Origin of the sequence: Paraburkholderia sp. 31.1, from assembly GCF_014397645.1 — a bacterium.
GTDB classification, from domain to species: Bacteria; Pseudomonadota; Gammaproteobacteria; order Burkholderiales; family Burkholderiaceae; genus Paraburkholderia; species Paraburkholderia tuberum.
This window is the reverse complement of sequence record NZ_VZQN01000004.1, coordinates 31,199-51,494: the sequence shown is the minus strand read 5'-3', so window position 1 is coordinate 51,494 and position 20,296 is coordinate 31,199. Positions and strand designations below refer to the sequence as shown.

Below are 20,296 nucleotides of genomic sequence, written 5' to 3'. Positions count from 1 at the left end.
AGTCGTCCACGATGTGTGCGGCACGCTTACTCGTGGCGCTCTTCGATCATCTCGAACGCTGCGACGAGGCTCGTGCGCATCCGTCCGAACGACACCGCGAGCGACGCTATTTCATCGCTGCCGCCGGCCGGCAGTTCGACGTCGCCGAGTTTGCCGAGACTCACTTCGTCCGCGGCGCGCGACAACATCTGCAAACGCCGCGTGACGAGGAAGTGCACCATCGCGTTCAGCACGACGAGCACCACCGCGAATACAGCGGTCAGTGAGACCATCAGGCTGCGCCATACCGCACGGCCGCGCGCGATAGACTCCGACATCGGCACCGACACGAACTCTGCGCCGATCACGTCGTTCATGGTCCAGCCGAAACCATTGGCCGGCCCGTACTTGTCGATCATCGTGCGCGGCGCCGCGGACGGCGTGCTGTGACATTGCATGCACGCGGCGTCGGTAATGCGGCTCGGATGGGCGAGAAACAGCAACTGCTCGCCGCCCGGCGTATGACGCTGTCCGGTGGCCTGTTTCAATTCCGGATGGTCGTGCAGATGGGTGATCACTTCGCTTTCCCAGTCGCTTGGCCGGTCGCGCGGGTTGGTCGGATTGAGCATCGCCGACTTGTACGAGAAGTTCGGAAACGCGCTCTGCAACGAGTTCAGCATTTCGATCGCCGAGTACGCCGGCACCGACTCGGGCACGAACGAATATTTGATCTGCGTCGCGAGCAGCGGCGTGATGTGTTGCGCCGTGTAGTTCTGCATCGCGCTGGCGGCGTTCAGAAGGACGTCCGCATCGTGACGGGTTTCGTCGAGCGCCTGCTGTTGCAACACACGATCCGCGACGAATCCGATGGCGGTCAGTCCGATCGCGAAGATCGCGATGAACACGAGATTGAACTTGATGGCGAGTGACAGCTTCATGGGCGAACCGGAGCGGATGGGTAAGCGGAACGGTAAGCGGAACCGTAGACGGAACCGGTCGGGATTGCGGGGCTCCGTATCACGGCACGCGCTGGCGGCGGAAAGACCAGCGCACGCCAGTCCGGCAAATCGCGAATGCGCTGCACGACTGCGCGGCGAAACGCGGGATCGGTCAGGCGCGCCCGAAAGCGCGAAGTGAAGCGCGTCGATGGACCCCTGCGCGCCGCGAGTTCGCTGTCGAGCCAGTCCGATACGTCGTCGTAAGCGACCGGTCGGATGCTGCCCGGCGGCTCGTTGCGTGGATGGGCCGGCATCGGCAGCACACGCAACGCGTCGCGGAATGTAACGGGCATCGCGGCGACGAAAGCAGGATCAGGGCCTGCTGTCGCGGCAATCGTGTCGCTCGCCGCGGGATGCATGGCGAAGCGAGGCGCATCGAGCTTGAGCGGCGCAACATTGCCGTGCGAAGCGCCGATGCCGAGAATGCTGGCCGCGCCGCTCTCACAGAACACTGCGTCGGTGTCCTGGACGTTGGCGTTCCGCTCATTGTCACTCCGATAATTCGTTGCCGTTGCCGCGATGACCAGCACGGCATTGTCCGCGGGCGTGAATCGCGTGCGCGCGGTTTCGATCACAGGCGCGGCGCAATTCGCCGTGTTTGCGTCGCACGCGTGCAGCACCTTCAGCCAGCCGCCGAGCACCGCGATATGCCCGTCGCGCATCAGCATCACGCGAGTGCCATGACCCAGCGCGACGCTATTGCCCGCGTCGTCCTGGATCTGCACGCCTGCGCTCGTCGGCGTTTCGACCATATCGTCAAGCGCAAAGCGCTGCCCGACATCTGCCTGATAACGCCCCGTCTCATGAATGACGGTGACGGGCGCATCGGCCTGCACGAGCGTCCACGCCGCATTGGCATAGGGTGCGAGCAGTAGCAAGGCGAACGGTACAGACCGCTTGAAAAGTCCGAAGATCATCCGGATGAGCCTGGTTGAGCGTTTCAATTGGCGAAGCGCGGTGAAGACGGCGCGTTATATCGCGCGAGTATCAACAGAACAGCCGGCTCGCGGGTTTATTCCAGGGTTTCGATGATCACAAACTCGCCTTCGCGCGTCCCATATGGTGAGCCTGTCTCTGCGTGACGCACGCACAAAAAGATGCAGCCCACGACCGAACGGAATATCTGCCCGGCTGGGCTGTTCTAATTTGCGCAGACGGCGGCGAGTGCGAGCTGGAACATGAACGCAACAGCTTCGACAGACGTGGAATAGATCGCGATGCTGCGCTGTTCTGGGTGCATGGACGACGCGTCTGCAACGCTGCAAGTCGAGTGCAGGCTCGTGAGACGCATCGCCGGATTCACGAAACCCTACGGATACCAGAGGAAACCAGCGCATGGCAACGAGACAGAGCAGTCAGAAATTCATCGCGCGCAATCGCGCGCCACGCGTACAGATCGAGTACGACGTGGAGCTGTACGGCGCGCAGAAAAAAGTGCAGATCCCGTTCGTGATGGGTGTGATGTCGGATCTGTCAGGCGCCAATGCCGGCGATCTTCCGCCGCTCGAAGCGCGCAAGGCGGTGGAAGTGGACGTCGATAACTTCGACAGCCGCATGCAGTCGATGAGGCCGCGGGTGAACTTCAGCGTGCCCAACACGCTGACGGGCGAAGGCAATCTGGCGGTCGATATCACCTTCGAAGGCATGGACGATTTTTCGCCCGCCGAAGTGGCGCGCAAGGTCGACTCGCTCGCGAAGCTGCTCGAGGCGCGCACGCAGCTCGCCAACCTCGGCACTTATCTCGATGGCAAGTCGGGCGCGGAGAAGCTGATCGCGCAGGCGATCAAGGATCCCGCCTTGCTGCAATCGCTGGGCGCGGCGCCGAAAGCCGCCGACACCGAACCCGCACAGGAGTGAGCGCGATCATGGAAAGCCAGAATCAGATCGAGCAAGGCGTCGAGGACTCATTGAGCGGCGCCGATGATTTCGCCGCGCTGCTCAACAGGGAGTTCAAGCCGAAGAACGAGCGCGCGAAGCAGGAAGTCGAATCGGCCGTGCGCACGCTCGCTGCACAGGTGCTGCAGGATTCGCACATCGTTTCGGATGACGTGACGCAAACCATCAACGCGTATGTCGCCGAGATCGACCGCAAGCTCAGCGAGCAGTTGAACCAGATCATGCACCACGCGGACTTTCAGAAGCTGGAAGGCGCGTGGCGAGGGCTGCACCATCTCGTTACCAACACCGAAACGGATCCGATGCTGAAGATCCGGGTGCTGAACATATCGAAGAAGGAGCTCGCAAAAAATCTCAAGCGCTTCAAGGGCGTTGCATGGGACCAGAGCCCTGTGTTCAAGCGCATCTATGAAGAAGAATATGGTCAGCTGGGCGGCGAACCGTATGGCTGCCTCATCGGCGATTACTACTTCGATCACGGTCCCCAGGACGTCGAACTGCTACGCGGCATTTCGCAGGTCGCCGCCGCCGCGCATGCGCCGTTCATCTCGGCGGCGGATTCGACGTTGCTCGGCATGGAAGGCTGGAACGAGCTGGCCAATCCGCGCGATCTGTCGATGATCTTCACGACGCCGGACTACGCGGGCTGGCGTTCGCTTCGCGAAATGGACGACGCCCGCTATCTCGCGCTGACGATGCCGCGCACGCTTGCACGCCTGCCGTACGGCGCGAAGACCGACCCAGTCGACGGGTTCGACTTCGAAGAAGACACCGAAGGCGCGGATTCATCGAAGTACACATGGCAGAACGCTGCGTATGCGATGGCGGTGAACATCAACCGTTCGTTCAAGTACTACGGATGGTGCACGCGGATTCGCGGCGTCGAGTCGGGAGGAGCGGTCGACAGTCTGCCGGTGCATACCTTCCCGAGCGACGACGGTGGCGTCGACATGAAGTGCCCGACCGAGATCGCGATCACCGATCGGCGCTCGGCCGAACTCGACAAGATGGGGTTGATGCCGCTCGTGCATCGCAAGAATTCGGACATCGCGGCATTCATCGGCGCGCAATCGGTCGCGAAGCCGGAAGAGTACGACGATCCGGCCGCCACGGCGAATTCGAATCTGTCGGCACGTTTGCCATACATGTTCGCGTGCTGCCGTTTCGCGCACTACCTCAAATGCATCGTGCGCGACAAGATCGGCTCATTCAGCACGCGCGAGCAGATGGAGAGCTGGCTGTCGAACTGGGTCATGAATTATGTCGATGGCGATCCGGTGAATTCCAGCGAGGAAACCAAAGCCCGCAAGCCGCTCGCTGCCGCGCAAGTCGTCGTCGAGGACGTCGAAGGCAATCCCGGCTACTACACGTCGAAGTTCTTCCTGAAGCCGCACTACCAGCTCGAAGGACTCACCGTATCGCTGCGGCTCGTATCGCGACTGCCTTCCGCGCAGGCGGCCTGAAGCTTCCGCTGCATCTCACCTTGCAGGTAATCGTCCGGAGCGGCAGCGTTCCGGTCCTGATCGTTCGTCGCTACGGCGAGCGCACTCTTTGGCTCACAAATAGAGGTCACTATGGCATTCGACATGCACCTGAAATTCGGCTCCGGAGCGGTCACGATCCAGGGCGCTTCCAATCACTCGAAGCACAAGAACCAGGTTCCGATCATCGCGTGGTCGTGGGGCGCCAGCAATACCGGCAATCTGCACACGGGTGCGGGCTATGCATCGGGCGGCAAGGCCAACATTCAGGACATCACCGTCACGAAGTACATCGACAGTTGCTCGAACGCGTTGCTAAACGCTTGCTGCACGGGCGCGCGCGTCGACAACGCCTATCTGTACGTCACCAACGCAACGGGTCAGCAGACCGACTTCCTGACCATCGAGCTGAGCGAAGGGGTGCTGGTCACGTCGGTATCCACGGGCGGCAGCGGTGGCGACGAACGACTCACCGAGAACATCACGTTGCATTTCGGGAAGTTCAAGTACTCGTTCCAGCCGCAGGACGATGAAGGCAAGGCAAACGGCGGCACCAAGGATTTCACATTCGATATCCAGCAGGTCACCAAGCAGTAAGCAGGCGGCGATACCGGTCTGTTCGCCCGCTTTCTTTCATTGAATGGAGCACATCCAGTGACACTTTCTTCAGTCGATGTCAAACCTGAAAAGCTGCTCGCGGACGGTCACTTGAACGACGCGTTGCAAGCGTTGGCCGCGAAAGTGAAAAACTCGCCGGCGGACGCGACGCTGCGCGTGTTTCTGTTTCAGTTGCTTGCGTTGCGGGGTGACTGGGAGCGTGCCGGAACCCAGTTGACCGTGGCAGGCGACCTGGAACGACAAAACGCGTTGATGGTCGCCGCCTACCGCGCGGCACTGGTCGGCGAACGCGAACGCGAAGCCGTGCTGGCCGCCCTGCGTAACCCGGCGACGGTCGGCGAGCGGTCGGAATGGGAGCGCTTGCTGTTGCAGTCGCTGCAACAACTGTGCGGCGGACGGATCGCCGAAGCGCTCGCATTGCGCGCGCGAGCCTTCGACGAAGCGGAAACGGTGCGCGGCAGCATCGACGGCGTGCCGTTCAAATGGATCGCCGACGCAGACCCGCGTTTCGGGCCGTGCCTCGAAGTGATCCTGAAGGACAGCTATGCGTGGGTGCCGTTCTCGCGCGTCGCTGCGCTGTCTTTCGATGCGCCCACTGATCTGCGCGACAAGATCTGGGCGCCGGTGCGAATCACCTGGAAGAGCGGTGATGAGGCGATCGGCTTCGTGCCTTGCCGCTATTGCGGCAGCGAGCGAGGTGAAGACGTCGCGCTCGCGCTGGCAAAGCGTACGGCGTGGACCGATCTCGGCGACGGCTGTTTCATCGGCGTTGGTCAGCGCATGCTGATCACCGACGTCGACGAATATCCTTTGCTCGACGTGCGCTCGATCACGTTCGAAACAGCTTGAGGGGGCGCACGTCATGGCAGAACTGATGCCCCAGGAGCGTCTGCAGCCGTCGCTGCTCGATCGTCTCACCGATTTCGATCCTGCGCAGCGCGAGGAGAGCCGGGAGCAGCGCGTCATTGCGGCCGCGCGTTTGCGCGAATACGTGACACGCGATATCGCGTGGCTGCTCAACTGCACGCGGCACTGGAGCAGCGACGAGCTGACCGGATTCGCGCAGGTGGGTAATTCCGTACTGAATTTCGGTATCCCCGATCTTGCGGGTGCGGCGTTGTCGGGTATCGATGCCGAGCTGTTGCAGAACCGGATCCGTTCGGCGCTGCTCGACTTCGAACCACGTCTGATCGCCAGCACTGTTCAGGTGAGCGTCGAGGTCGACGAAGCGCGCATGGGCAGCCGTTCGCTGCGTTTCCTGATCGAAGCCGACATGTGGGCGAACCCGATGCCGCTTTCTCTCTATCTTCGCACCGACGTCGATCTCGAGACCGGCGAGTTTCACGTGTCGCAACGCTTCGGCTGATCGTCATGGACCCACGACACTTGCGCTACTACAACCGTGAGCTGCAACACGTCCGCGAGATGGGAGCGGAGTTTGCGAGCGAGTATCCGAAGATTGCCGGCCGTCTCGGGATGGAAGGTCTCGATTGCGCCGACCCGTACGTCGAACGGTTGCTCGAAGGCTTCGCGTTTCTGGCGGCGCGCGTGCAAATGAAGCTTGATGCGCAGTATCCGGTGTTCACGCAGCATCTTCTGGAGATGATCTACCCGCATTACCTGACGCCGATTCCGTCGATGGCGGTCGTGCAGTTGTATCCGGATCAAGCCGAAGACCTTCCTGCCACCGGACACCCGGTCGCGCGGCACACGGTGTTGCGCAGTCTCACCGGCTTCGGCGAGCGCACGGCGTGCGAATACCGCACCGCGCACGACGTGACGCTGTGGCCGCTCGCGATCACCGAGGCGAGATACCTGGACACTCCCGCGGCGCTTGCCGCCGCTGACCTCGTGCCGCCGCCGTCGAAAGCCGGGCAGGTCCGCGCGGGTTTGCGCCTGAAGTTCGCAACGCTTTGCGGCGTGCCGGCGAACACGCTCGCGCTCGACAGCCTGCCGGTTTATCTCGCCGGCGCCGACGATCTGCCGCGATGGCTCTACGAGCAGCTGATGGCCAACCGCATCGGCTATACGGTGCGCGCAACCGCGCCGGATGGGCAAACCATCGAGACACAGCATGACGCGTCGGCGCTGCGCGCCAAAGGCTTCGACGAAGATGACGCGATACTGCCCTACGGTGGCCGTTCGTTCAGCGGTTACCGGCTGTTGCAGGAGTATTTCGCGTGTCCGGAGCGTTTCCTGTTTGCCGAGTTCACGGAGCTGCGTCCGCTGCTCGCCCGTTCGCGGGGCAACGAGTTCGAGATCGTGGTGTGGCTCGAGCGCAGCGTGACGCGCCTGCACAACGCGATCGATGCAGGCAACTTCCGCCTGTTCTGCACGCCGGCAATCAATCTGTTCGAGCGCCGCGCGGACCGTATTCATCTGCAGCAGGGCGACACCGAGTATCACGTGCTCGGCGACCACACCCGGCCGATGGATTTCGAAGTGCATAGCGTGCTGGAAGTGCAGGGCTACGGCGATCGCCAGGAGCCGGAGCAAAGCTTCCTGCCGTTCTATGACAGCACCGCTCGCACATGGCACGGCGGGCAGGCGGCCTTCTACACGCTGCGCCGCGAGCCGCGGCTGATCTCGAGCCGCCAGAAGCAACGCGGCGCACGCTCGAGCTACGTCGGCAGCGAAACGTTTATCGCGCTCGTGGATGCCAACGACGCGCCCTATGCGACCACGCTGCGCCAGTTAGGACTGCGGCTGCTGTGCACGAATCGCGATTTGCCGCTGCATATGCCGGTGGGCAAGTCGTACACCGATTTCACGCTCGATACCGACGCGCCCGTGGCGTCGATCCGCTGTGTGGCCGGACCGACCCGGCCACGCGCGCCGACCGCGACCGGCGAATCCGCGTGGCGGCTCATCAGCCACCTGCAGTTGAACTATCTGTCACTGCTCGACGAGGAAGGCGAAACGGGCGCGGCGGCGCTGCGCGAAATGCTCGGCCTGTATCACGACGAGTTCGACGCCGCGACGCGACGGCAGATCGAAGGCATCAAGCATGTCGCGGCGAAGCCCATCACGCGTCGCGTGCCGGTGCCCGGGCCGATCACGTATGGCCGCGGGCTCGAGATCACGCTGAGCTGCGACGATGCCGCTTTTGAAGGCAGCGGCGCATTTCTGCTCGCGTCGGTATTGCAGCATTTCTTTGCGCGCTATGTCTCGCTGAATTCGTTCGCCGAGACGGTGTTGCGCACGCTCGAACGAAACGAGGTGGCCCGATGGCCCGCGAATCCCGGCAAGCGCCCGATCCTGTAGTGCTCGAAGCCGCGTTGCGCGCGAGCCCGGAAGATTTCGAGTTCTTCGAGGCAATGCGCCGTCTCGAATGCGCGTATCCGCAACGGCCGCGGTTCGGTCATTCGACCAGGCCGGCCGAAGATCCTGTGCGTCTCGCCCATGCCGCGGCACTGGAATTTCCGTCGCGCAGCATCGCGCGTTTCGAGGCGGGAAAGGCCGGCCGGCCGGCACGGCTGGTTGGGCTGTTTCTCGGTTTGTTCGGACCGAACGGGCCGCTGCCGTTGCACCTCACCGAATACGCCGTCGATCGGGAGCGGAACGCGAAAGACCCGACGTTCGTCGCGTTTGCCGACGTGTTTCATCACCGGATGCTGAGCCTCTTCTATCGCGCGTGGGCCGATGCGCAGCCCACCGTGCAGCTGGACCGTCCGGAACAGGATCGGTTTCGCACCTATGTCGGCGCGCTGATCGGCATCGCCACGCCGCACCTCGACGCACGCGACGCGCTGCCCGATCAGTACAAGCGCTTTTTCGCCGGGCGTCTGGTGCCGCAAGCGCGCAATGCCGAAGGACTCAGGCGTTTTCTCGAGCACTTCTTCGGTGTGCCGGTGCGCGTGCTTGAGTTCGTCCCTGGGTGGATGCAATTGCCTCGGGACGCGCGTTTGCATATCGGCAAGAGCATGGCCTCGATGGGCCGCGACGCATTGCTCGGCACGCATGTGCGCGGCGCGCAGCAGCGCTTCCGGCTGCGCGTCGGGCCGCTGACCCGCAACGAGTTCAACCGTTTTTTGCCGGGCGGCGACACGCTCCTGCAACTGGTGGCGGCGGTCAAGTTGTATGTGGGCGAAGAGAAGGGCTGGGACGTGCAGCTCGTGCTGAAGAAAGAAGAAGTGCCGCTGACGCATCTGGGTCAGGCGGCCCGCATGGGCTTCAACACGTGGATGGGCCGCTATCCGCAGCACAACGATGCCGACCAGGTCGTGTTGAGCCCGGCCGAGTGAAGTCCGGCGTACGCATGTCCGGGCATCTTTCAACTGAACTGGCGACTGCTTCGCGGCCGCCTCTGGTCATACAGGATTGGAATCATGGCTGAAATAAGTCGTGGCGCCTTGTTCGGCAAGCTCAACGCGCTGGCCTATCGGGGTATCGAAAGCGCTACCGTGTTCTGCAGGCTACGCGGCAACCCGTACGTCGAACTGGCGCACTGGATTCATCAGATCCTGCAACTGCAGGATTCGGATCTGCATCGCATCGTCAGGCATTTCGGCCTGGATCCGTCGCACCTTGCACGCGACGTCACGGTCGCACTCGAACGTTTGCCGCGCGGCAGTACGAGCATCTCCGATCTGTCGGCCGAGGTGGAAGAAGCGGTCGAGCGCGGCTGGGTATTCGCTACGCTGCTGTTCGGCGAAGCCCAGGTGCGCACCGGCTATCTGATCGTCGGCCTGTTGCGTACGCGACACTTGCGCCACGCATTGCTCGATGTCTCGGGGGAATTCGACAAGCTACGCGCCGAGACGTTGGCCGACGACTTCGCCGGCATCGTCGAAGGCTCGCCGGAAGACGGCCAGCTTGCCACCGACGGGTTTCGTGCCGGCGCGGTTGCGTCCGGTGCGGTTGCGCCGGGCGAGAGCAGCGGTGCGATGGCGCCCGCGCAGATGGGCAGGCAACAGGCGTTGCAGCAGTTCACGGTCGATCTGACCGCGCAGGCGCGCGACGGCAAGATCGACCCGGTGGTGGGCCGCGACGCCGAGATTCGCCAATTGGTCGACGTACTGATGCGCCGGCGCCAGAACAACCCCATGCTGGTCGGCGAAGCGGGTGTCGGCAAGACGGCTGTGGTGGAGGGGTTCGCACTGCGCATTGCGCGTGCCGACGTGCCGCCGCAATTGCGCAACGTGCAGGTACGTGCACTCGATATCGGCCTGTTGCAGGCCGGCGCGAGCATGAAGGGCGAGTTCGAAAACCGCCTGCGTCAGGTGATCGACGAAGTGCAGTCTTCGCGCAAGCCGATCGTCCTGTTCATCGACGAAGCGCATACGCTGGTGGGCGCGGGCGGTACGGCGGGCACCGGCGACGCGGCGAACCTGCTCAAGCCCGCGCTCGCGCGCGGCAATCTGCGCACGATCGGTGCGACCACCTGGGCCGAATACCGCAAGCACATCGAGAAGGATCCGGCGCTGACGCGACGTTTCCAGCCCGTGCAGGTGGACGAACCGAGCGAAGAGAAGACCATCCTGATGATGCGCGGTACCGCGAGCGTGATGGAGCAGCATCATCGTGTGCAGATTCTCGACGAAGCGCTCGAAGCAGCCGTCAAGTTGTCGCATCGCTATATTCCCGCGCGTCAGTTGCCGGACAAGGCCGTGAGCCTGCTCGATACCGCGTGCGCGCGTGTCGCGATCAGCCAGCACGCGGTGCCGGCGAAAATCGACGACACACTCAAGCGGATCGAGGCGCTGGAGACCGAGCAGACGATCATCGCGCGCGAGAAAAGCGTCGGCATGGAGGTGGAGGCTCGCGAGTCGCTGGCTGCAGCGACGCTCGAAGCGGAACGGCTGCGTTTGCAGCAGTTCGAAGCCGCGTGGGACAACGAGAAATCGCTGGTCCAGCAGATTCTGGCGTTGCGCGCGCGTCTAGGAGGCGAGGCCGCGCCGGGCGAGCTCGCCGGCAGTGCGCGGGAACCGACCGCGCACGGCGACGCGAAGTCCGACGCATCGACCAACTCGTTCGCGCCGCCGGCGCTCGACGATGACACGAGGGCAGAGGTGCTTGCCGAGTTGAAACGACTGCAGGCGCAGCTCGCCGAGCGGCAGGGCGAAAACCCGCTGATCCTGGCGAATGTCGACTACCAGGCGGTCGCGTCGGTCGTCGCTGACTGGACCGGCATTCCGGTCGGGCGCATGGTCCGTAGCGAACTGCGGACCGTGATGAATCTCGCCGACCTGATGTGCGAGCGCGTCGTCGGTCAGGACCACGCGATGGAGATGATCGCCAGGCGCATCCAGACATCGCGCGCCGGTCTCGACAACCCCAACCGTCCGATCGGCGTGTTCATGCTCGCCGGCACGTCGGGCGTCGGCAAGACCGAGACCGCGCTGGCGCTCGCCGAGGCGCTGTACGGTGGCGAGCACAACCTGATCACGATCAACATGAGCGAGTTTCAGGAAGCGCACACGGTTTCGACGCTGAAGGGCGCGCCGCCAGGCTATGTCGGTTATGGCGAAGGCGGAGTGCTGACCGAGGCCGTGCGGCGTAAGCCGTATTCGGTGGTGCTGCTCGACGAAGTGGAGAAAGCGCATCCCGATGTCCACGAAATCTTCTTTCAGGTGTTCGACAAGGGCGTGATGGATGACGGTGAAGGCCGCTCGATCAATTTCAGGAACACCTTGATCCTGCTGACCACGAACGTCGGCACGGATCTGATCGCCGGCCTGTGCCAGGACCCGGAGCTGATGCCGGACGCGCAGGGCCTCGCCAAAGCGCTGCGCGAACCGTTGCTCGAGGTGTTTCCCCCCGCGCTGCTAGGCCGGCTCGTGCCGATCCCTTACTTCCCGCTCAGTGGCGCGATGCTCGCGAAGATCGTGAGACTGCAACTGGATCGCATCAAGCGGCGTATCGAGGATCGCTATCGCGTGCCGCTCGACTATGACGACGCCGTGGCGCAACTGGTCGTGAGTCGCTGCACGGAGAGCGAATCGGGTGGCCGGATGATCGATGCGATTCTGACCAACACGATGTTGCCTGCGATCAGCCGCGAGTTTCTCGCACGCATGATCGACGGCGTCGCGATCGAGCGGGTTGGCGTGAGCGTCGAGGACGGCGATTTTGCGTATCGCTTCGACGAGTGTGCGCCGCTCATCGCCGCGATTCCCGGCATTCCTGATTAGTGTGACCGGGGCGCCGCACGCTGAGGCGGTCGAAAGAAATTGACCTTTACGAGGAGTTCAAAACGTGAAAGCTATTCCAAAGATAATTCATATTATCTGGATTGGCGGCGATATCCCGCAACGAAACCGCGATTGCATCATAACGTTTCCAAGGTTGAACCCCGATTGGGAGGTGAATCTCTGGATTGACGCCAATCAGTTACTGACAGGCGAACGTCGCCGCCAGATCAGCGTACAACACAATGCCAGCACTACGCCGAACCAATGGGATGAGGTGGCTCAACGTTTGGGTGAGGACGGGGGCGATTCGGCAACGATGAGATATCTGAATCAGTATCTGAACATGCGCGGCGAGGATTTGCGTGGAATGCGGGGCCGCCAGGTCAACTCGATCATAAACTTCTGCGAGCAGAACAGGCTCAAGCTGCGCGAGGTGCAGCATGATTTGAAGATGGGTAAGAACTCGACGATTTACCGACGCGAATTGGTCAATCGCGGAGCCAACTTCGGTTCGGCCAGCGATATTCTGCGAATCGAGATTCTTCTTCAGCATGGCGGTCTCTATGTCGATACCGACGTCAGCTGCGTCGGTCCCTTGGGGGAAATCATCTGCCACCAGTCTTACCCGCGATTCTCCGCCGTGCATTCCGCCTGGTATCACGGAATAAGCGAGAGCGACTGGGTGAATCCAAACTGGTGGGAACAGCACGTCAGAGACGACCAGACGCCATCGATCAGCAACTCAATCATTGCGAGTCACGCTGGCAGCGGTGGCTTGAAGTCCTACAAATCGCTCATACACAGCAACTTCAGATCGATCAGGAACAGCGATGCTCTGCGAACAGAATATATGAATGACGTCCGGACGAGCACGATCAGAATGACGGGACCAAAGGCAGCAGCGGAGAGTTCAGGCTTCAAAAAGGTCCGGGACAAAATGTTCGAGGAGCAAGTCCGCTCTCAGACCTCGGATCAGAAACTGCAGAACAATCTATTCATGCGAGATAACTGGTACTTCCCCATGCACAAGGTCAAGGACAGTTACTTTCACGATTGGCTTGGCGTATGAGTTCTTCGAGCGAATCCGGGATCACGTCAATATCGGGTTGATCCATAACACGCAGGACGACCTATATCAAATTCATTTGCGCCATGGCGAAGGAATAGATCGCGTGGGCCGGGTGTTCTGTTTGCCAAAGGGCGTACTAATCGCGCCGGGAGATGGAGCGATGCCAGCAGGCAAAAACCGTCAACCTGGAGGCGTCCGGTTCGCAACAGCGGCGCCGATACCGGTTCGATCACCGCGCTGCGGCTTTCCGTCCAGTACGACTTACCCGCAACGTAAAGAAGGTTCGCAGATCACGTCATGGCCCACGCAATCACACTCACTTCCAGTCTCGGCAGCAGTCTCCTGTTCGCAAACATGACCGCGACCGAGTCGCTCGGTCGGCTGTTTTCATATCGGCTCGAAGCGATCAGCAAGAACGCGGAAGTCGATCTGCGTTCGCTGCTGGGCACGCCGATGACGGTGAAGCTTGTCACGCCGCAAGGCTATACGCGTTACTTCAACGCGATTGTCCGCGAAGGCGAGCAAGGCGGCTTCGTCAACATCGACAACGTGCGCTATGCGGTCTACACGTTCACGCTCGTGCCGAAACCGTGGTTAGCGACGCGCAGACGCGACTGCCGCATCTATCGAAGCATGAGTGTGCCGCAGATCGTCCAGTCGGTACTTGGCGACATCGGCTATAGCGATCTGAAGGTGAGCCTCAGCGGTAGCTATCCGCCGCGCGACTATTGCGTGCAGTACCGCGAAAGCGACTTCGACTTCGTCAGCCGGCTGATGGAGCAGGAAGGCATCTACTACTTCTTCACGCATACGCAGAGCACGCACACGATGGTGCTCGCCGATGCGCTCGGCGCGCACTCGAGCGTGGCTGGCTTCGAGCAGATTCCCTATGCGCCGCCGATCGGGCGGGGCAAGCGCATGAAGGCGTCGATCAGCGACTGGGAGACCTCTCGCGCGGTCAACGCGACGAAGGTGCAGCTCGACGACTACGACTATCTGAAGCCGAAAGCATCGCTGCTTGCCACCGAAGAGCTGACCGACATGGAGGCCGCGCACAACGTGAGCGGCCTCGACATCTACGACTATGCGTACGACTACGTTGGCTACGACGAGCGTCTGTCCGACGGCCAGCGCTACGCGCAGGTGCGCGCGGATGCGTTGAATGTGCCGCTCGCGATGAGCGCCGGCCACACCGACGCCTGTGGTCTTGCCACGGGTGCGCTGTTCAGGCTCAAGGACTTTCCGCTTGCCGACGCGAATCACGAATACCTCGTGATCGACGCGGTGACGCGCCTCGTCGAGCCGGACTACTCGGCGGGCGGCGGTGGAGACGATGGCGAGGCGCCGTTCAGGTGCGGCTTCAAGGCGATCCGCAGCCGCCAGCTGTTTCGCACGATGCCGACGACGCCGCGTCCGGTGATCGCTGGCCTGCAGACGGCGGTGGTGTACGGCGATACGCCCGAAGACATCGCCGTCGACAAATACGGCCGCGTGCAGGTCACGTTCTTCTGGAATCGTCAGGGCAAGCCGAACGCGCGGAACTCGTGCCCGGTGCGCGTCGCGCAGATGTGGGCCGGCAAGCGCTGGGGCGCGCAGTTCATCCCGCGCGTCGGACAGGAAGTGGTGGTCAGCTTTCTCGACGGCAATCCGGACCGGCCGCTGATCATCGGCAGTGTCTACAACGCCGACAACATGCCGCCGTACAACCTGCCGGACAACAAGACCCAAAGCGGTGTGAAAAGCCGCAGCCACGAAGGTGGCGGTAGTGACGACTACAACGAGATCCGCTTCGAAGACCGGATGGGCCGCGAGCAGGTGCTGATTCACGCGCAAAAGGATCTGCGCGAAGAGTCGGAGCACGACCACGATGTACAGGTCGCGCGCAACTACACGCTGACGGCGGGCAACCGGATCAGGCTGGTCACCGGACTTGCCAGCATCACGATGAATAGCACCGGCGAGATCGCGATTCAAGGCACCAGCATCTCGCTTAACGGAGAGATGAACGTGACGATGGCATCGGGTCTTGCGATGGAGATCAACTCGAAAGCGAATCTGAACATGAGTTCGATCGCGGCGATGGAAATCCTGTCCGAGGCCGATTGCCTCGTGCAGTCCACCAACCTGCAGTTGATCGGGACCGCGACGGCGGTGCTGGGCGGCGCGGCTCCGATGATCTTATGAGCACGCCGTCGATTGTCGAAGCAGCGCGCCAGATGCGGCTTTCCACGCGCGCGCAAGCGTGCCTGCGGCCGTCGATGGCGGCGCGTTCGGCGGTGCAGACATTGCTCGACGCCGGACATTCAGCCGATGCGTTGAGCCTGCTTGGTCGTCTGCTGCCGCGCCGTTATGCGGTGGCGTGGGCGTGCCAGTGCTGCCGCCGTCAGACGCTCGACGACCACGACCGCGCAGGTCTCGAACTCGCGGAAGCGTGGGTGCGCGATCCCATGGAAGCGCAACGCGCCGCGGCGCTCGCGTTCGCGAAGACGCATCGCTACCGGACGATCGGCGCATGGACGGCTGCCGCCGCAGGTTGGTCGGGCGGCAACCTGAATCCGGAGCACGAGCGGCCGACGCCGCCGCCGGAGCATCTGACGGCGATCGCGGCGACGGCCGCGGTGAGCTACATGGCCGCGCTGGTTCCCGCGCGGTTCGATGCACGCCGTGCCGCGTTCGTGCGCGATGCGCTGGGCCTGCTGAGTGTTCCTGAAGGTAGCGATGGAGGTATGCAATGAGCGCCGCGCAGAGGCTGATTCTCTCGATAGAAGGCGAGGGGACTGGCGGCTTCGACGCAAGCCGCGAGCAGGTGTTCGACTGCCGCGATGGCAGCATCGGCCGTTCCGACGAGTGCGACTGGGTGCTGGGCACGGAAGGCGTGTCGCGTCTGCACGCGCTGGTGCGCTACCTGAACGGCATGTATTTCATCGAGGACCGCAGCACGAACGGCATGTCGCTGAACGGCGCGCCACTGCGAAAAGGCGATCCGGCCGCGCTGAAGCAAGGCGACCGCTTGCAGATCGACACGTTCGATGTCAGCGTGCGCTTGAGCGGCAACGGATCGACCGAACCGGACCCGCGGGCCGGCTCGGTCGATCCGGGGCGCACCGCGTCTTTCGTTGCTGCCGCGCCGGCCCCTGCCTGCGCACCGGCGCCTGCGCCTGCGCAAAACAGGGGTCCGCTGGACCTGAGCCTGCTGCTCGCGCCACGGCGCGCCACCCCGGCGCAGGAGCATGCGGGCGAGGCCGAAGGCCTGATTCCGGGCGTCGCCGATGGATCGGCGCCGGGTGCGAGTCTCGATCCACTCGCGTTGTTCGATGTGCCATCGTCCTACGCCGACGAACCGCTGCCTCGCGTATCGTCCGCGCCCGGTTGGAACCACACGCCTGCGGCGGCCGACCGCTTCCGGCCGCCGCAGGCCGAGGCAGCACGGCTTGGCGGGCCCGTGCTCCCGGAAGACTGGGACGCGAGCGCGAGCCTGGTCGCCGCGCGTTCCGGGCAGGGGCGGTTCGAACCTTCTGAAGATGTGTCCATGACGACTGGCGGGATCCCGGCGCTTGTGCCCGCACCGTCGCCGACGCAGGTGCCGCCGCAAAATCAAACGCAGTCGGAAACGCCGATGCATTCGCACGCGTCGCCGGACACAACACCCGTCGTGATCGCTGCGGCAGTTGCATCGCCGGCAGTGCCTGCGGTTCCGACGGCTCCGCTCGCCTCTGCCGCCCCGTCGCCCGCCGGCGAAGACGCTGCCGAATTGATGGAAATGTTCCACATTGCCGTCGACGCGATGATGGACGTGCTACGCGCGCGCGCCGAACTGAAGAACAGCTTCCGGCTGCCCGCGACGTTGATCCAGCGTTCTGAAAACAACCCGTTGAAGTTCGCGCCGACCGCGCAGGAAGCCGTCACGAGGCTGCTCGCGCCGCCCGATGGCGGCTTCCTCCGCGGCAACGCCGCGCTGAACGATGCCGCCGACGACATCCGCAATCACCAGATGGCGATGCTTGCTGGCGTGCGTTCCGCGTTCCAGTCGCTGCTCGCGCATTTCGATCCGGCGAGGATCGAACGGGAAGCCGAAGGCAGCGTGCGCCGTTTGCCGCTCGGTGGCCGGCCGCGTCACTGGGAGCGCTACAAGGAACAGTTCGAAGAAGTCACGAGCAATCCCGATGAATGCTTCAGGCGGCTTTTCGGCGATGAATTCGCGCGCGCCTACGAAGAACAGCTCGGACGCCTGAAAAGGCGGCGCAACGAGCCAACGTAACCAGCCAACGCGACCCGCCGGCGTAACGCGGTGCGGCGAGGCCCGATGCCGTCGCGACCCGCACTTGTCGCGCGACGTGTGACAACCCCTATCCGGTTCACCGACATGACCCAGAGCAACAAGGTGGTATGGAGCGAAGGCCTGTTCCTCAGGCCGCAGCACATGCAGCAGCAGGAACGCTATTTCGAGCGTTACGTGGAGCTGCGCGCGGGCAATCTGCGTCCGCACGCATGGGGCTTTCACGAACTCGAACTGGAAAGCGATCTGCTCGCAATCGGCAAGCTCGGCATCAAGCGCGCACGCGGCGTGTTTCCCGACGGCACGCCGTTCGCAATGCCCGGCGATGATCCACTGCCGCCGCCGCTCGATATCGATGCGAACTGGCGCGACCAGATCGTTCATCTAACCTTGCCGCTGCGTTCGCCCACGCAGCCGGACAGCGCATGGCCCGGCGCCGGCAGCGATCAACTGTTCCGCTATCGCGTGCGCGAAGCCGAAGTGCGCGATGCGTCGGGCAGCATGGAAGGCGTCACCGCGCTCGAAGTCGCGGGCATGAGCACACGTCTTTTACCCGAATTGCAGCCGATGGAAGGCCTGATGCGGATTCCGTTGGCACGGGTCGTCGAATGCCGCGCCGATCGGCGGGTGATCCTCGACGATGGCTTCATGCCGACCGCGCAGAGCACCGAAGCGGCCGGGCGGCTCGTCACGTTCCTGTCCGAGCTGCTCGGCCTGCTGCATCAGCGCGGCGAGGCGCTCGCAGGACGTGTGAGCGAGACCGATCGCGGCGGTGCCGCGGAAATCGCGGACTTTCTGCTGCTGCAGGTGATCAACCGCTATCAGCCGCTCGTCGCGCATCTTGCCGAGGCGCCGCTGCTGCACCCCGAAGCGCTTTACCGGCTGCTGCTCGAACTGGCCGGCGAGCTGGCTACATTCACGACGCCGGGCAAGCGCGCGCAGGCTTTTCCGCCGTATCGGCACGAACTGCTGCGCGAAAGCTTCGAGCCGGTGATCGCGGCGCTGCGCATCGCGTTGAGCGCGGTGCTCGAACAGAGTGCTGTCGCGATTCCGCTGCAGCAGCGCAAGTATGGCGTGTGGGTCGGCATGGTGGCCGATCTCACGCTGCTCGATACGGCAAGCTTCGTGCTCGCCGCGAAGGCCGACCTGAAGTCCGAAGACATGCGCCGGCAACTGCCGACTCAATCGAAGATCGGTCCTGTCGAAAAGATCCGCGATCTGGTGAACCTGCAACTGCCGGGCATCGGCGTATCGCCGATGGCGGTCGCGCCGCGCCAGTTGCCCTACATGTCGGGCTTCCTCTATTTCGAGTGCGACAGAAACTCGCCGATGTGGCGCATGTTGAAGACGTCCGGCGGCATCGCGATGCACTTCGGTAGCGGCTTCGCCGGTCTCGACCTGCAACTGTGGGCGGTACGCGCATGAATACCACCAACGACCGTTCCGCCGACGCAACCCGGCGCGGCGATGCGACGATGGTGCGCCCGCAGCGCGCCGTCAACGGCGATCCCAACGCCGATCCCAACACCGACGCCGGCGAGCTCACGCGCATCGTGCGGCCAGCATCGCCCACTTCGCGCGTGATGCCGGCAAACCGGCCGTCGCAGCCGCCTGGCCCGCCGCCGCTGCGCGCCGAGCTGGGCGACTTCCTGAGCGGTGTCGCCAATCCGCTCGTCCGTGCGGCCAATCCGCTGCTGCTGCTGACGGTGCAATTGCGGCACAGCGTTGCGCCGCCCACCGACGTCGGCCGTCTGCGCGAACAGGCGGTCGCACAGGTGCGCAGCTTCGAGCGCTACGCACAGGGCGCGGGCATCGACACGCAAACCATCGTGGCAGCGCGCTACGTGCTATGCACGATGCTCGACGAGTCGGTGAACAACGCGCCGTGGGGCGACCTGAGCGGCTGGGCGCAAAAGACGCTGCTCGTGACATTCCACGGCGAGGCCTACGGTGGCGCGAAGTTCTTTCAGATTCTCGATCGCCTGAGCGTCGACTTCTCGCGCCATCTCGATCTGATCGAGCTGATGTACATCTGTCTCGCGCTGGGCTTCGGCGGACGCTATCTCGTGGAACCAGGCGGCCTCGCGCGCCTGGCCGACATTCAGGACGATCTCTATCGGCGCATTCGCGGGCTGCGCGAAGCGCCCGCCGCGGAACTGGCGCCGCATTGGCGCGGCGTCGAAGACCGCCGCAATCCGGTGATGCGGCATGTGCCGAATCCGGTGATGCGGCATGTGCCGATGTGGGTCGCCGCGTCGGCTGCGGCCGTCGTGCTGCTGGGTGCATTCCTGGTGTTTTTCACGAAGCTCAACGCGCTCGCTGCGCCAGTCGGCGCACAGCTTGCCGCGATCGGTCTCGAGAACACGCCGCCGCCGCAAACCGTCGCGACGCCCGCGCCCACGGCCGCGCGCGTGACGCTCAAGCAACTGCTCGCGCCACAGGAACAGGCCGGTCAGTTGAGCGTCGACGAACAACCCGATGGCCGCGACACGGTGCGTCTCGCCGCCGCCGAACTGTTCCCGTCGGGCGGCGCCGACATCGCGCCCGACGTGGTGTCGCTCCTGCACCGGATCACGTCGGCGCTGAATCAGGTGAAGGGCAGGGTGATCGTCGTCGGCCACACCGACGACCAGCCCGTGCGTTCGCTGACCTTCAAGGACAACTTCGCGCTGTCGACGGCGCGCGCGCAGAACACGCAGCAGATTCTCGCGCAGGGGCTCGACGATCCGCATCGTCTCGAAGCGAGCGGCGCTGGCTCGTCGCAGCCGATCGCGACGCCGGCCGATCTGCCGGCGAACCGCACGCGCAACCGTCGCGTGGAAATCCTGTATATCCCGGAGCACTGA

General features: G+C 63.5%; 16 protein-coding genes. 14 read left to right on the top strand and 2 right to left on the bottom strand.

All coding sequences use genetic code 11. The annotated features are described in order from the left end of the window. Positions 1 to 26: 26 nt before the first annotated feature. Complete coding sequence (locus F6X37_RS03555) at positions 27 to 917, bottom strand: DUF3365 domain-containing protein (protein WP_187610347.1); 891 nt, start codon at positions 915 to 917, stop codon at positions 27 to 29. Further along, on the bottom strand, positions 914 to 1,894 hold the full coding sequence (locus F6X37_RS03550) for a hypothetical protein (RefSeq protein WP_187610346.1): 981 nt from the start codon (positions 1,892 to 1,894) through the stop codon (positions 914 to 916). Before F6X37_RS03550 ends, F6X37_RS03555 begins: the two co-directional genes overlap by 4 nt. Positions 1,895 to 2,312: 418 nt before the next feature. On the opposite strand from F6X37_RS03550, the gene tssB reads away from it, so the two are divergent. The 14 genes from tssB (at position 2,313) to icmH (ending at position 20,296) form a co-directional block, all read left to right on the top strand. Further along, the gene (tssB, locus tag F6X37_RS03545) at positions 2,313 to 2,834 is read left to right on the top strand and encodes a type VI secretion system contractile sheath small subunit (protein WP_090804246.1); all 522 of its coding nucleotides are present in this window, start codon (positions 2,313 to 2,315) and stop codon (positions 2,832 to 2,834) included. An 8-nt stretch (positions 2,835 to 2,842) separates the two neighbouring features. Continuing rightward, entirely contained in the window at positions 2,843 to 4,336 is a 1,494-nt protein-coding gene (tssC, locus tag F6X37_RS03540) for a type VI secretion system contractile sheath large subunit (protein ID WP_187610345.1), read from the top strand. Positions 4,337 to 4,447: 111 nt separating this feature from the next. Then, positions 4,448 to 4,951 (top strand): Hcp family type VI secretion system effector, encoded by a 504-nt coding sequence (locus F6X37_RS03535; RefSeq protein WP_090804249.1) that lies wholly within the window; start codon positions 4,448 to 4,450, stop codon positions 4,949 to 4,951. Between the two features lie 57 nt (positions 4,952 to 5,008). Next, positions 5,009 to 5,821 (top strand): type VI secretion system accessory protein TagJ, encoded by an 813-nt coding sequence (locus F6X37_RS03530; RefSeq protein WP_187610344.1) that lies wholly within the window; start codon positions 5,009 to 5,011, stop codon positions 5,819 to 5,821. A gap of 13 nt (positions 5,822 to 5,834) precedes the next feature. Then, entirely contained in the window at positions 5,835 to 6,338 is a 504-nt protein-coding gene (gene tssE, locus F6X37_RS03525; protein WP_187610343.1) for a type VI secretion system baseplate subunit TssE, read from the top strand. A gap of 5 nt (positions 6,339 to 6,343) precedes the next feature. Further along, the gene (gene tssF, locus F6X37_RS03520) at positions 6,344 to 8,236 is read left to right on the top strand and encodes a type VI secretion system baseplate subunit TssF (RefSeq protein WP_187610342.1); all 1,893 of its coding nucleotides are present in this window, start codon (positions 6,344 to 6,346) and stop codon (positions 8,234 to 8,236) included. After that, a complete protein-coding gene (gene tssG / locus F6X37_RS03515) occupies positions 8,200 to 9,216 on the top strand; it encodes a type VI secretion system baseplate subunit TssG (protein ID WP_187610341.1) in 1,017 nt (338 codons plus the stop codon). The genes tssF and tssG overlap by 37 nt, the downstream gene beginning before the upstream one ends. A gap of 84 nt (positions 9,217 to 9,300) precedes the next feature. Next, positions 9,301 to 12,105, top strand: a complete 2,805-nt coding sequence (gene tssH, locus F6X37_RS03510; RefSeq protein WP_187610340.1) for a type VI secretion system ATPase TssH — start codon at positions 9,301 to 9,303, stop codon at positions 12,103 to 12,105. 64 nt (positions 12,106 to 12,169) lie between these two features. Continuing rightward, positions 12,170 to 13,174 (top strand): TcdA/TcdB catalytic glycosyltransferase domain-containing protein, encoded by a 1,005-nt coding sequence (locus F6X37_RS03505; RefSeq protein ID WP_187610339.1) that lies wholly within the window; start codon positions 12,170 to 12,172, stop codon positions 13,172 to 13,174. 297 nt (positions 13,175 to 13,471) lie between these two features. Continuing rightward, on the top strand, positions 13,472 to 15,358 hold the full coding sequence (gene tssI / locus F6X37_RS03500) for a type VI secretion system tip protein TssI/VgrG (RefSeq protein WP_262419790.1): 1,887 nt from the start codon (positions 13,472 to 13,474) through the stop codon (positions 15,356 to 15,358). Then, the gene (locus F6X37_RS03495) at positions 15,355 to 15,909 is read left to right on the top strand and encodes a DUF6931 family protein (RefSeq protein WP_187610338.1); all 555 of its coding nucleotides are present in this window, start codon (positions 15,355 to 15,357) and stop codon (positions 15,907 to 15,909) included. The genes tssI and F6X37_RS03495 overlap by 4 nt, the downstream gene beginning before the upstream one ends. Beyond that, entirely contained in the window at positions 15,906 to 17,432 is a 1,527-nt protein-coding gene (gene tagH / locus F6X37_RS03490) for a type VI secretion system-associated FHA domain protein TagH (RefSeq protein WP_187610337.1), read from the top strand. Before F6X37_RS03495 ends, tagH begins: the two co-directional genes overlap by 4 nt. Positions 17,433 to 17,537: 105 nt before the next feature. Beyond that, the gene (gene tssK / locus F6X37_RS03485; RefSeq protein WP_187610336.1) at positions 17,538 to 18,875 is read left to right on the top strand and encodes a type VI secretion system baseplate subunit TssK; all 1,338 of its coding nucleotides are present in this window, start codon (positions 17,538 to 17,540) and stop codon (positions 18,873 to 18,875) included. Then, positions 18,872 to 20,296 carry a type IVB secretion system protein IcmH/DotU gene (gene icmH, locus F6X37_RS03480; RefSeq protein WP_187610335.1) on the top strand — a complete coding sequence of 475 codons (1,425 nt, stop codon included), beginning with the start codon at positions 18,872 to 18,874 and terminating at the stop codon, positions 20,294 to 20,296. The genes tssK and icmH overlap by 4 nt, the downstream gene beginning before the upstream one ends.

Bases quoted from the DNA above. Each gene is read 5' to 3' on its own strand.
- F6X37_RS03555 (WP_187610347.1), bottom strand. From the start codon at position 917: ATGAAGCTGTCACTCGCCATCAAGTTCAATCTCGTGTTCATCGCGATC.
- F6X37_RS03550 (WP_187610346.1), bottom strand. From the start codon at position 1,894: ATGATCTTCGGACTTTTCAAGCGGTCTGTACCGTTCGCCTTGCTACTG.
- tssB (WP_090804246.1), top strand. From the start codon at position 2,313: ATGGCAACGAGACAGAGCAGTCAGAAATTCATCGCGCGCAATCGCGCG.
- tssC (WP_187610345.1), top strand. From the start codon at position 2,843: ATGGAAAGCCAGAATCAGATCGAGCAAGGCGTCGAGGACTCATTGAGC.
- F6X37_RS03535 (WP_090804249.1), top strand. From the start codon at position 4,448: ATGGCATTCGACATGCACCTGAAATTCGGCTCCGGAGCGGTCACGATC.
- tssE (WP_187610343.1), top strand. From the start codon at position 5,835: ATGGCAGAACTGATGCCCCAGGAGCGTCTGCAGCCGTCGCTGCTCGAT.
- tssF (WP_187610342.1), top strand. From the start codon at position 6,344: ATGGACCCACGACACTTGCGCTACTACAACCGTGAGCTGCAACACGTC.
- tssG (WP_187610341.1), top strand. From the start codon at position 8,200: ATGGCCCGCGAATCCCGGCAAGCGCCCGATCCTGTAGTGCTCGAAGCC.
- tssH (WP_187610340.1), top strand. From the start codon at position 9,301: ATGGCTGAAATAAGTCGTGGCGCCTTGTTCGGCAAGCTCAACGCGCTG.
- tssI (WP_262419790.1), top strand. From the start codon at position 13,472: ATGGCCCACGCAATCACACTCACTTCCAGTCTCGGCAGCAGTCTCCTG.
- F6X37_RS03495 (WP_187610338.1), top strand. From the start codon at position 15,355: ATGAGCACGCCGTCGATTGTCGAAGCAGCGCGCCAGATGCGGCTTTCC.
- tagH (WP_187610337.1), top strand. From the start codon at position 15,906: ATGAGCGCCGCGCAGAGGCTGATTCTCTCGATAGAAGGCGAGGGGACT.
- tssK (WP_187610336.1), top strand. From the start codon at position 17,538: ATGACCCAGAGCAACAAGGTGGTATGGAGCGAAGGCCTGTTCCTCAGG.
- icmH (WP_187610335.1), top strand. From the start codon at position 18,872: ATGAATACCACCAACGACCGTTCCGCCGACGCAACCCGGCGCGGCGAT.